11 protein-coding genes are annotated in these 12,131 nt (G+C 71.4%); 8 read left to right on the top strand and 3 right to left on the bottom strand.

The genetic code is table 11. The features are described 5' to 3' along the window. Positions 1-104: 104 nt before the first annotated feature. From gap to ACZ62B_RS28210, 7 genes are all read left to right on the top strand, one after another. On the top strand, positions 105-1,115 hold the full coding sequence (gap, locus tag ACZ62B_RS28240) for a type I glyceraldehyde-3-phosphate dehydrogenase (RefSeq protein ID WP_087809970.1): 1,011 nt from the start codon (positions 105-107) through the stop codon (positions 1,113-1,115). A gap of 169 nt (positions 1,116-1,284) precedes the next feature. Next, complete coding sequence (locus ACZ62B_RS28235; protein WP_344564104.1) at positions 1,285-2,496, top strand: phosphoglycerate kinase; 1,212 nt, start codon at positions 1,285-1,287, stop codon at positions 2,494-2,496. A gap of 5 nt (positions 2,497-2,501) precedes the next feature. Beyond that, positions 2,502-3,278 carry a triose-phosphate isomerase gene (gene tpiA, locus ACZ62B_RS28230; RefSeq protein WP_073937115.1) on the top strand — a complete coding sequence of 259 codons (777 nt, stop codon included), beginning with the start codon at positions 2,502-2,504 and terminating at the stop codon, positions 3,276-3,278. A gap of 164 nt (positions 3,279-3,442) precedes the next feature. Then, positions 3,443-3,673 (top strand): preprotein translocase subunit SecG, encoded by a 231-nt coding sequence (secG, locus tag ACZ62B_RS28225; protein WP_107017639.1) that lies wholly within the window; start codon positions 3,443-3,445, stop codon positions 3,671-3,673. Positions 3,674-3,894: 221 nt separating this feature from the next. Continuing rightward, positions 3,895-4,230, top strand: coding sequence for an RNA polymerase-binding protein RbpA (locus ACZ62B_RS28220; RefSeq protein WP_003957010.1), 336 nt, complete (start codon positions 3,895-3,897; stop codon positions 4,228-4,230). A gap of 128 nt (positions 4,231-4,358) precedes the next feature. After that, positions 4,359-6,011: a glucose-6-phosphate isomerase gene (pgi, locus tag ACZ62B_RS28215; protein WP_344564102.1), complete on the top strand. Its 1,653-nt coding sequence runs from the start codon at positions 4,359-4,361 to the stop codon at positions 6,009-6,011. Positions 6,012-6,100: 89 nt separating this feature from the next. Further along, entirely contained in the window at positions 6,101-6,925 is an 825-nt protein-coding gene (locus tag ACZ62B_RS28210; RefSeq protein ID WP_344564100.1) for a hypothetical protein, read from the top strand. Between the two features lie 179 nt (positions 6,926-7,104). Here ACZ62B_RS28210 and ACZ62B_RS28205 read toward each other — a convergent pair whose 3' ends face one another. From ACZ62B_RS28205 to ACZ62B_RS28195, 3 genes are read right to left on the bottom strand one after another with little or no spacing between them, the layout of a single operon-like run. After that, on the bottom strand, positions 7,105-9,387 hold the full coding sequence (locus tag ACZ62B_RS28205) for an FtsX-like permease family protein (RefSeq protein WP_344564098.1): 2,283 nt from the start codon (positions 9,385-9,387) through the stop codon (positions 7,105-7,107). A gap of 44 nt (positions 9,388-9,431) precedes the next feature. Then, positions 9,432-10,184: an ABC transporter ATP-binding protein gene (locus ACZ62B_RS28200; RefSeq protein ID WP_344564097.1), complete on the bottom strand. Its 753-nt coding sequence runs from the start codon at positions 10,182-10,184 to the stop codon at positions 9,432-9,434. Continuing rightward, positions 10,181-10,696, bottom strand: a complete 516-nt coding sequence (locus ACZ62B_RS28195) for a PadR family transcriptional regulator (protein WP_344564095.1) — start codon at positions 10,694-10,696, stop codon at positions 10,181-10,183. The genes ACZ62B_RS28200 and ACZ62B_RS28195 overlap by 4 nt, the downstream gene beginning before the upstream one ends. A 129-nt stretch (positions 10,697-10,825) precedes the next feature. On the opposite strand from ACZ62B_RS28195, the gene ACZ62B_RS28190 reads away from it, so the two are divergent. Continuing rightward, on the top strand, positions 10,826-12,097 hold the full coding sequence (locus ACZ62B_RS28190) for an ABC transporter substrate-binding protein (protein WP_469692550.1): 1,272 nt from the start codon (positions 10,826-10,828) through the stop codon (positions 12,095-12,097). Positions 12,098-12,131 lie beyond the last annotated feature (34 nt).

Genomic DNA, 12,131 nt, shown 5'->3' with positions numbered 1-12,131 from the left:
GTCACGGCCGGGGCCCCGGAGAGGTAGGGTCGACAGTGGTCGGGGACATCCCAAATACAGCTCGCCGGCACATCGGGCCGGCGTACCAACGAGGAGATCGGTTCGTGACGATCCGCGTAGGCATCAACGGCTTTGGCCGCATCGGTCGTAACTACTTCCGCGCGCTGCTGGAGCAGGGTGCGGACATCGAGATCGTGGCTGTCAACGACCTGGGTGACACCGCGACCACCGCCCACCTGCTGAAGTACGACACCATCCTCGGCCGCCTCAAGGCGGAGGTCTCGCACACCGAGGACACCATCACCGTCGACGGCAAGACCATCAAGGTCCTGTCCGAGCGCAACCCGGCCGACATCCCGTGGGGCGAGCTGGGCGTCGACATCGTGATCGAGTCGACCGGCATCTTCACGAAGAAGGCGGACGCGGAGAAGCACATCGCCGGTGGCGCGAAGAAGGTCCTCATCTCGGCCCCGGCCAAGGACGAGGACATCACCATCGTGATGGGCGTCAACCAGGACAAGTACGACCCGGCGAACCACCACGTCATCTCCAACGCCTCCTGCACCACCAACTGTGTGGCGCCGATGGCGAAGGTGCTCGACGAGAACTTCGGCATCGTCAAGGGTCTGATGACCACGGTGCACGCGTACACGAACGACCAGCGCATCCTGGACTTCCCGCACAAGGACCTGCGCCGCGCCCGCGCCGCCGCGGAGAACATCATCCCGACCACCACGGGTGCCGCCAAGGCCACCGCGCTGGTCCTGCCGCAGCTCAAGGGCAAGCTCGACGGCATCGCGATGCGCGTCCCGGTCCCGACCGGCTCGGCCACCGACCTGGTCGTGGAGCTCCAGCGCGAGGTCACCAAGGACGAGGTCAACGCCGCGTTCAAGAAGGCCGCCGACGACGGCGACCTCAAGGGCATCCTGTTCTACACCGAGGACGCGATCGTCTCCTCGGACATCGTCGGCGACCCGGCCTCCTGCACCTTCGACTCCTCCCTGACCATGGTCCAGGAGGGCAAGTCGGTGAAGATCCTCGGCTGGTACGACAACGAGTGGGGCTACAGCAACCGCCTCGTCGACCTCACGGTCTTCGTGGGCAACCAGCTCTGATCGGTCAGCGGGCAGCCTGATATGAGTGCAGGGCTCGGCCGGTGCGGCAACGCGCTGTCCGAGCCCTGACGCACGTATCGGAACGGTCGCCCTCTTTCGATCACGAGCGATCACGAGCGAACACGTCGCTGAACACGCTGCTCCAGCCAGCCCTAGCCAGGAAGCCTCTATGAAGACGATCGACGAACTCCTCTCCGAAGGCGTCGCGGGCAAGCGGGTCTTCGTCCGCGCCGACCTCAACGTGCCGCTGGACGGCACCACCATCACCGACGACGGCCGTATCCGCGCCGTGCTGCCCACCGTCAAGGCCCTCGCCGACGCGGGCGCCCGCGTGGTCGTCGCCTCCCACCTGGGCCGTCCCAAGGGCGCCCCGGACCCCGCCTTCTCGCTCGCCCCGGCCGCCGCGCGCCTCGGTGAACTCCTCGGCGTCGACGTCGCGTTCGCGACCGACACCGTCGGCGAGTCCGCGACCGCCACCGTCGCGGGACTGGCCGACGGACAGGTCGCGGTCGTCGAGAACCTGCGCTTCAACGCCGGTGAGACGTCCAAGGACGACGCCGAGCGCGGCGCCTTCGCCGATCAGCTCGCCGCCCTCGCCGACGCGTACGTGGGCGACGGCTTCGGCGCGGTGCACCGCAAGCACGCCTCGGTCTTCGACCTCCCCGCGCGGCTGCCGCACTACGCCGGCCACCTCATCGCCACCGAGGTCGGCGTGCTGAAGAGGCTCACCGACGACGTCAAGCGGCCCTACGTCGTCGCCCTCGGCGGCGCCAAGGTCTCCGACAAGCTCGCCGTCATCGACGAGCTGCTCGGCAAGGCCGACCGCATCCTCATCGGCGGCGGCATGGCGTACACCTTCCTCAAGGCCCAGGGCCACGAGATCGGCACCTCCCTGTTGCAGGAGGACCAGATCCCGGCCGTCCTGGAGTACCTGGAGCGCGCCGAGAAGAACGGCGTCGAGCTGGTGCTGCCGGTCGACACGCTGGTCGCCGCGGAGTTCCCCGACATGAAGACCAAGGCGCCGTCCCACCCCACCAACGTCGCCGCGGACGCCATCCCGGCCGGCCACATGGGCCTGGACATCGGTCCGGAGACCCGCAAGCTGTACGCCTCGAAGCTCGCCGACGCCGCCACCGTCTTCTGGAACGGCCCCATGGGCGTCTTCGAGCACCCCGATTACGCCGAGGGCACCAAGGCGGTCGCCCAGGCCCTCATCGACTCCCCGGGCTTCACCGTGGTCGGCGGCGGCGACTCCGCCGCGGCCGTCCGCATCCTGGGCTTCGACGAGCAGGCATTCGGCCACATCTCGACCGGTGGCGGCGCCTCCCTCGAATACCTCGAGGGCAAGACGCTCCCCGGCCTCGCCGCACTGGAGGACTGACCCCGATGACCACCCGCACGCCGCTGATGGCGGGCAACTGGAAGATGAACCTCAACCACCTCGAGGCCATCGCCCACGTCCAGAAGCTCGCCTTCGCCCTCGCCGACAAGGACTACGAGGCCGTCGACGTCGCCGTCCTGCCGCCCTTCACCGACCTGCGCTCCGTGCAGACCCTGGTCGACGGCGACAAGCTGAAGATCACGTACGGCGCCCAGGACATCTCGGCGCACGACGGCGGCGCCTACACCGGCGAGATCTCCGGCCCGATGCTGGCCAAGCTGAAGTGCACCTACGTCGCCGTCGGGCACTCCGAGCGCCGGCAGTACCACGCCGAGACCGACGAGATCGTGAACGCCAAGGTGAAGGCCGCCTACAAGCACGGCATCACCCCCATCCTCTGCGTCGGCGAGGAGCTGGAGGTCCGCGAGGCGGGCAACCACGTCTCCCACACCCTCGCCCAGGTCGAGGGCGGTCTGAAGGACCTCCCGGCCGAGCAGGCCGAGACGGTCGTGATCGCCTACGAGCCGGTGTGGGCCATCGGCACCGGCAAGGTCTGCGGCGCCGAGGACGCCCAGGAGGTCTGCGCGGCCATCCGGGGCAAGCTCGCCGAGCTGTACGGCCAGGAGCTGGCCGACAAGGTCCGCATCCAGTACGGCGGCTCCGTCAAGTCCGGCAACGTCGCCGAGATCATGGCGCAGGCCGACATCGACGGCGCCCTGGTCGGCGGCGCCTCGCTGGACGCCGACGAGTTCGTCAAGATCGTTCGTTTCCGCGACCAGTGAGCCGCACGGTCGACGGCTCGACACCGACCGGGAGCGCCCCGGAGGCGAACCGACGGGCCGGGAGTAGGCCATAGGGCCGATCCGTCGTACCCTTGCGGGGTCCAGCACTGCGCTGGGCCCCGCGTCGTCCATCCGAATCCGAGGAAGTTGGTCCAGCCGTGGTTATGGGGTTCTCCATCGCCCTGATCGTCTTCAGCCTGCTGCTGATGCTGCTGGTGCTGATGCACAAGGGGAAGGGCGGCGGCCTCTCCGACATGTTCGGTGGTGGCATGCAGTCCTCCGTCGGCGGCTCCTCGGTCGCCGAGCGCAACCTCGACCGGATCACCCTCGTGGTCGGTCTGCTCTGGTTCGCGTGCATCGTCGTGCTCGGCATCATGATGAAGGTGAACAACTGACCCGAGGGCGCGTCACGCACCCATTCCCCAAGCATTCCGCACGTAAGGCCCCATGTTCGGTACGCGCAGCAGAGCGCGGCCTATCATGGGGCCTGCGTCTGGATACGGGGGCGGTAACTCCGCACACTGGACGTGCGTTGGGCCTTACGTAGACTGAGGCGCTCGCAGCGAAGCGGCACGCCGACTCGCTTCGCGGCACCATCACGCAGGGAGTTACGACCGTGGCAAGTGGCAACGCGATCCGGGGAAGCCGGGTCGGGGCGGGCCCGATGGGCGAGGCCGAGCGCGGCGAGTCCGCGCCCCGGCTGCGCATCTCCTTCTGGTGCTCCAACGGGCACGAGACACAGCCGAGCTTCGCGAGCGACGCGCAGGTGCCCGATACCTGGGACTGCCCCCGCTGCGGATTCCCGGCCGGGCAGGACCGCGACAACCCGCCGGACCCGCCGCGCACCGAGCCCTACAAGACGCACCTCGCCTATGTGCGGGAGCGGCGCAGCGACGCGGACGGCGAGGCCATTCTCGCCGAGGCGCTCGCCAAGCTGCGGGGCGAGATCTAGGAACCGCGGGGCGCGATCTGGACCGGTCCGCTTCGGTTTCCTTCCGTCTTCTTCTTCCGTTCCGTTCACCGCTGATCAATTAGGTTGGACACAGCGGGGCCACCCAAGGAAGAAGGCTGAAGTCCGAGATGAACGCAGACGGTCGTACCAGGCTCAACCAGATGCCCGAGTGGACCGCACTGGCCAAGCACCGTGAGGAGCTCGGCGAGGTGCGGCTGCGCGAGCTGTTCGCCGCCGACCCCGGCCGCGGCACCGGTTACACGCTCCGGGTCGGTGACCTGTACGTCGACCACTCCAAGCACCTGGTCACCGACGACACCCTGCGGCTGCTGCGCGAGCTGGCCGTCGCCACCGACGTGTTCGGGCTGCGCGACGCCATGTTCCGCGGCGAGAAGATCAACACCACCGAGGACCGGGCCGTGCTGCACACCGCGCTCCGGGCCGCCCGGGACGCGGTGATCGAGGTCGACGGGGAGAACGTCGTCCCGGCCGTGCACGCCGTCCTCGACAGGATGGCCGACTTCGCCGGCCGCGTCCGCTCCGGCGAGTGGACCGGCCACACCGGCAAGCGCATCCGCAACGTCGTCAACGTCGGCATCGGCGGCTCCGACCTGGGCCCCGCGATGGCGTACGAGGCGCTGCGCGCCTTCACCGACCGCTCGCTGACCTTCCGGTTCGTGTCCAACGTGGACGGCGCCGACCTGCACGAGGCGACCCGCGACCTCGACCCGGCGGAGACGCTGTTCATCATCGCGTCCAAGACCTTCACCACGATCGAGACGGTCACCAACGCCACCTCCGCGCGGACCTGGCTGCTGAACGCCCTCAAGGACGAGGCCGCCGTCGCCAAGCACTTCGTCGCCCTGTCGACCAACGCGGAGAAGGTCGCCGACTTCGGCATCGACACGGCGAACATGTTCGAGTTCTGGGACTGGGTCGGCGGACGCTACTCCTACGACTCGGCGATCGGCCTGTCGCTGATGATCGCCATCGGCCCGGACCGCTTCCGGGAGATGCTCGACGGGTTCCGGATCGTCGACGAGCACTTCCGCACCGCCCCGGCCGAGTCCAACGTGCCGCTGCTGCTGGGCCTGCTGGGCGTCTGGTACAACAACTTCCACGACGCGCAGTCGCACGCGGTACTGCCCTACTCGCACTACCTGTCGAAGTTCACCGCCTACCTCCAGCAGCTCGACATGGAGTCCAACGGCAAGTACGTCGGCCGGGACGGACGCGAGGTCGACTGGCAGACGGGACCGGTGGTGTGGGGCACGCCCGGCACCAACGGGCAGCACGCCTACTACCAGTTGATCCACCAGGGTACGAAGCTCATCCCGGCGGACTTCATCGGCTTCGCCGAGCCCGTCGCCGAGCTGGGCGACGAACTCAAGGCCCAGCACGACCTGCTGATGGCCAACTTCTTCGCCCAGACCCAGGCGCTCGCCTTCGGCAAGACCCCCGACGAGGTGCGCGGCGAAGGGGTGCCGGAGGAACTGGTCCCGCACAAGACGTTCAAGGGGAACCACCCCACGACCACGATCCTCGCGCGCGAGCTCACGCCGTCCGTGCTCGGCCAGCTCGTCGCGCTCTACGAGCACAAGGTGTTCGTGCAGGGCGCCGTCTGGAACATCGACTCCTTCGACCAGTGGGGCGTCGAACTCGGCAAGGTCCTCGCCAAGCGCGTCGAACCCGCCCTCACCGAAGGCGCCGACGTCCCCGGCCTGGACGCCTCCACCAAGGCCCTCGTCGCCACCTACCGGGAGCTGCGCGGACGGCAGTGAGCAGGGCACGGGAAGCGGGCGGCAGGGTGCCGTCCGCTTCCCGTAGAATCCCCAGCGATCATGGCGGCAATCGCTCGGGGGAGCGCAACATGGCGAGAGCGCACGGGAGTTGGATCGGCGGCAGACTGACGGCCCGGTCCTTCCTCAAGCCCAAGGACGTGGCGTGGACGGTGTTCCACCCGGCCTGGATCCCGGAGTCGGTCGACCCGTCCGTGGAGCGGCTCAAACGTCTCAGGGTCATCGCCGGGGCGATCGCCTCCTTCGGGATCTACACCTTCGTCGAGGGCGGGTTCGCCTTCGACGAGCTGATGGAGAACGCGCTCACCGCCTCCGTCGTACTGCTGTTCATCACCCCGCTCACCGTCGGGGTGATGCTGTTCGTCTGGCGGCGCGGCGGAACCGTGCGGCAGTTGCGGGGGCAGCTCCTCAACTGCCTGAAGCTGCTGCTGCTGTTCATCGGTTCGGTCGTCGCCACGGTCACGCTGCTCCAGTTCTCGACCGCCCTGAGCGGGCCGGCGTTCCTGCCCCTGGCACTCGTGACGCTGTGGTTGTTCGTCTTCGTGGTCGCCGGGGCGATCCGGGTCTCCGGCAACTTCTTCGGCACGGCCGCCGTGCACCGCTCGCTGCCGGCCCTGCTCGCCACGGTGACGACCTGGCTGATGGCCGTTCCCGACCTCGTCACCGGCGATCTGCACGGGCTCGGCCTCACCATGGGCATCGTCTTCATCCTGGGCGCGCCCGTCACCGTCACGGCGATCGCGCTGCTGGAGACGGGGCGGCTGAAGCGGCGCTACGGCGTTCGGCTGGCCACGCATCCGGCGGGCCTTCCGCCGATGCCTCCGCCCGGGCCGCCGGCGGGGCTGCCCCACGTACCGCCCCAGGGGAACCCCTACGTCCGTGGTGGGGGCGGCTGACACCGGGAGTCCGCCCCCGCCGCCTCTTCCCTTCCCTTCCCGACCTGGGGCTCCGCCCCAGACCCCGCTCCTCAAACGCCGGAGGGGCTGGAAGTCAGCCCCTCCGGCGTTTGAGGAGCGGGGGTCCGGGGGCAGCGCCCCCGGGATGGGACGGGTAAGGGCGGCGGGGGCGAAAAACGTCAGGCCACCGCGCTCAGCGTGTCCGCGAGGCGGCGTCGGGCCGCTCGCGCGGCCGGAAGGGCGGCGAGGCCCGCGGCCCCCAGCACCGCCGCCGCGCCGAGCGGCACGAGCAGCGCGGGGGAGGGCAGCTGGGCGATCCCCGCGCCGATGCCGCTCGACCTCCCCTGGGCGTCGATCAGCCAGCGCGCCAGCGGCAGCCCCAGGGCCGTGGCGAGGAGCACGGCCGCCAGAGCCGTACCGGCCGTGGCGGTGACCGTGACGGCGGTGATCTGCCGGGGGGTCAGGCCGATGGCCTTGAGCGCCAGCAGATCGCGTTCGCCCTCGCGGACCGTGCCGCCGATCGCCGTCAGCAGCTCGATCAGCCCGATCAGCGCGAGGACCACGATCAGCCCGAGGACCACCGCGCGCAGCGGGGACAGCCCGTCGGCCGGGTTGGCCACGGCGTGCACGTCCAGATGGCCGCGGCCCGCCGCCGTCAGCCGCTCGGCGACCGCGGCCGGGTCCGCGCCGGAGTCCAGCCGGAGCTGGTGGAGGGCGGGACGCAGGTCCGGGTCGTTGGCGCGGAGGGTGTCCAGCGAGGTGGAGATGGTCCGTCCGGCGTTCTCCGGTTCGATGCTGCGGCCGACGATGTGCAGGATCTGCGGCTGGTCGCCGACGGTCATCCGCACCCAGTCGCCCACCCGCACGTGCAGCAGGTCGAGCAGCCCCTGCCCGGCCACCGCCTCGTCCGGCCCGCGCGCGGGACGCCCCTCGGCCAGCGTGAACGGGTACGGCTCCTCGCGCGTGCCGAGACCGCGCAGGGCGATGGTGGCGGTCTGGCCGGGAACCAGCGCGGCCACCTCCACACCCGGATAGACGGCGGCGACCTCCGGGTCGCGCTCCAGCAGCGCGCGGATCTCCCGGTCGCCCAGCGAGGCGTCCGCGCGGACACTGAGCGCCGTGGGCAGCCCCATCCGCTCCGGACTGCTGTGGAACCGGTCGATGGTGGTCCACGCGCTCAGCGCCACCACGATCAGCAGCAGCGGCAGCGCCAGCCTGCCCACCGCGCCCAGCGAACGCGGCCGGCGGGTGAACGCCTTGTGCCAGCCCAGGACCAGCGCCGGCGGCACCCGCGCCCCCAGCGCCCGCCGCGCCACACCGGTCAGCCGCCCGGCCGGGGGCGCCGCCGGGCGCGGCACCGGCACCGGCGGCACCCGTCCCGCCCGCCAGGCGGCCAGCCCGGTGGTCGCGCCGATGAACAGCACCGCCCCGGCCGGTACGGCGAACAGCGCCGCGGTGTGTCCGGGCAGCCCCTGCCACACGTCGACCGCGTCCCCGAGCCGCCCCGGCACCGCGCCGCCCAGCGCCTCGGTGAGCACGGCGGCGGCCACGGCACCGAGCAGGGCGTAGCCGAGGTGCTGGAGCAGGAAGACGCGGACGACCTGGCCGGGCGTGAAGCCGATCGCCTTGAGGACCGAGATGTCCCGCAGGTGCCCCCGGATCCGGGTGGTGATCGCCCCGTGCACGGCGAACCCGGCGGCGGCCAGCGCGCCCAGACCGAACAGGCCGAGCACCTGCCCGAGCAGCCGGTTGTCGCCCTGCGCCTCGGCGCGCGCCTGCTGCCAGGTGGCCACCTCGCCGATCGCCCCGGCACCCAGTTCGGTCACCGCCCGCTGCACGGCGTACCCGGTGTCGCCCGGGTCGGCCAGCCGCAGCCCGACCACCTGGCCGCCGGGGTCCGCCACCGCCGACGGCAGCGCCCACACCAGGCCCGCCCGCTCACCCGGCCGGTAGCGCGGCTCGGCGCTGTCGGCGACGCCCACCACGGTCAGTTCCCGCGCGGTGCCGGGCACCGTGAGCGTGTCTCCGGGAGCGGTCAGCAGCGCACGCGCGAGCCGGCTCTCCAGGACCACCCCGTCGGGGGTGGCCGGGTCCAGCCAGTGCCCGGAGGTGATCAGCGGGCGGCCCACCTCGGGCTCGGCGGGGGTGCCACGCAGTTCCACGGAGGCCCGGCCGCCCCCCGAGGCGAGGGTGAGCGCGGCCGTCGGGTAGGGGCCGGCGACGGACTCCACGCCGTCCAGCCCGGCCAGCGCCCCCGCGTCGGCGGAGGCGGTGGTGTGCAGCGTGACGTGCGCGCCGCGCGCCTGGGCGAAGACCCGCTGCCAGGGGTTGGTGGCGTACCCGAACAGGGCCGTGGCCAGCAGCAGGGAGGCGACGATGCCCGCGGTGGCGAGGACCAGGAACAGCGCCTCGCCGCGGTGCGTGCGCAGATCGGAGTGCGCCCAGCGCAGAGTGGCTCGCACGGGCGGCTCAGCCCCTCGGCGCGGGGCGGTCGTGGAAGCGCATGTCAGTCCTTGAGCTCCAGCACACCGGACGTCCCGGTCCGGCGCGGCGGGGTGCCGCCGTCGAGTGCGGCGTCGTCGGCGATCCGGCCGTCGAAGAAGCTGATCACCCGGTCCGCCGCGCTCGCCAGCCGCGCGTCGTGCGTGACCAGCAGGATCGTCTGCCCGCGCGCGTGGAAGCGGGACAGCAGCCGCATCACCTCGCGGGTGCCCTTGCTGTCCAGGCTGCCCGCGGGCTCGTCGGCCAGCAGCAGCGGCGGATGGTTGACCAGTGCGCGGGCCAGGGCGACCCGCTGCTGCTCACCGCCGGACAGCTCGCCCGGCATGCTCCGCTCCTTGCCCGCGAGACCCAGCTCGGCCAGCAGCTCCTCCCGCCCGGCGCGGGCCTTCTTCGGCGGCACCCCGGCGAGCAGCGCGGGCAGCTCCACGTTGTCGGCGACCGACAGGTCGGAGACGAGGTTGAAGAACTGGAAGACGATCCCGATCCGCTTGCGGCGCTCCACCGCCCAGCGGGCCTCGCCGTAGCCGTCCGTGCACACGCCGTCCAGCCAGATGCTGCCCGCGTCGGGCCGCTGGAGCCCGCCGAGCAGGTGCAGCAGCGTCGACTTGCCCGCACCGGACGGGCCGGTGACCGCCACGAACTCGCCGCGCGCCACCCGCAGGTCGACCCCGCGCACGGCGTGCGCCGGGGCGCCCTCGCCGTGGTGCGTCTTGACCAGGCCCTCGGCGCGCAGCACTTCAGCGGTGCGCTCGCTCACGGAAGCCCCTCCAGCTCCTCCTGGCACCGCTCCAGCCAGTCGAGGTCGGCCTGCAGATGCAGCATGGCGCCCTCGATCAGCAGTTGGGAGATGCGGTTGTCCCGGTCCTCGGCGGCGGCCAGCTTCGACAACTGCCGCATGGTGTTCAGGTACTGGCGCCGCTGTCGGTTGATCAGCGCGATCTGGTCGGCGAGACCGGTCTGCGGGGCCAGGGCCAGCTTCATGAAGAACTCGTCCCGCACCCGCGGCTCGTCCGCCGTCTCCTCGTACCAGGCGCGCAGCGCCTCCCGCCCGGCGTCGGTGAGGTGGTAGACCTTCTTGTTGGGCCGGCTCGACTGCTCGACGTCCTCGCCCTCGATCAGTCCCGATTTCTCGAGGCGGCCGAGGGTGACGTAGATCTGGCCGACGTTCGGCTGAGGGTACGCGGAGCCCAGCAGTTGCTCAAGGTCCTGCTTGAGCTCATAGCCGTGGGCCGGGCCACGGGCGAGCAGCGCCAGGAGGGGCAGCCGCACTCGTGCTCTCCTCCTCGCGTCCTGTGGGCAATGTGCCGCAGGGCCTAGTATCGCGCATACCTAACAGGTATACATGGCCTCTGACCCCCGGACGATGGTGCCCGGGTGCCGGTGTACAGGGAGGAACCTATGCGGTGGATCCATGCCGCGGGTAGGGGCCTCCTCGTCCTGATCGTCGTCCTGACCGGTTACGTCGCCTCCGGCGCGCGGGCCGACGAGGCCGGCGGGGGCGGTCGCGGACCGCTCACCCTGGCCACCGCCGGCGACCTCACCGGCTATCTGGGCTCCGTGCTGGAGGGCTGGAACCGCACCCACCCCGGCGAGGAGGTCACCCTCGTCGAGCTGCCCGACTCCGCCGACGAGACCCGCGCGCAGATGATCACCGACCTGCGCGGCGGCGAGCACGGCCGGTTCGACGTGCTCAACATCGACGTGAGCTGGACCTCGGAGTTCGCCGCCGCCGGCTGGATCCGCCCGCTGCCCCGCGACCGCTTCCCGCTCGGCACCTTCCTGCCCCGGGTCGTGGACACGGCGACCTACGACGGACGCCTGTACGCCGTCCCGTACGTCACCAACGCCGGACTACTCCTCTACCGCGAGGACGTCCTCGCCGCCGAGGGCGTCCCGCCGCCGCGCACCTGGGCCGATCTCGAACGGGCCGCGAAGACCCTCGCCCCGGAGCACGGCCTCGACGGCTACGCCGGCCAGTTCCTGCCCTACGAGGGCCTGACCGTCAACGCGGCCGAGGCCGTCTACTCGGCCGGCGGCACCGTCCTCGGCGACGAGGGCGAACGCGTCACCGTGAACTCGCGGGCGGCCAGGGACGGCATCGGCTTCCTCGCGCGCGGAGTCCGCGAGGGCTGGATCCCCCGCGAGGCGCTGACGTACAAGGAGGAGGAGTCCAAACAGGCCTTCCAGGACGGCCGGCTGCTCTTCCTGCGCAACTGGCCCTACGCCTACGTCGCCGCCTCCGCACCGGGCTCGAAGGTCGCCGGCAAGGTCGGTGCCGTACCGCTGCCGGGACCGGACGGTCCGGGCACCAGCGTCCTCGGCGGCTCCAACCTGGCCGTCGCCGGCCACGCCCGGCACCCCGACTCCGCCGCGCGCCTGATCGCGTACCTGACCAGCGAGCGCGTGCAGCGCCAGGTCCTCACGCGCGGCGCCCTGCCGCCCGTACGGGCCGACCTGTACGACGATCCGGAACTGGTCCGGCGGTTCCCCTACCTGCCGACCCTGCGCGAGAGCGTGCTCGCCGCCGCCCCGCGCCCCAAGAGCCCGCGCTACGACCAGGTGAGCCTGGTGGTGCAGGCGGTGGTGCACGACGCGATGACCGGGCGGCAGACGCCCGGGGCCGCGGTGCGTCGGCTGGCGGCCGAGCTGGCCGCCGTCTCCTCGCGATAGGACCCTCCCTAGTTACATGTTAGGTAACGCGGAC

It is taken from the genome of Streptomyces sp. NPDC053426 (assembly GCF_055585405.1).
This window is presented reverse-complemented; position numbering and strand designations above follow the sequence as displayed.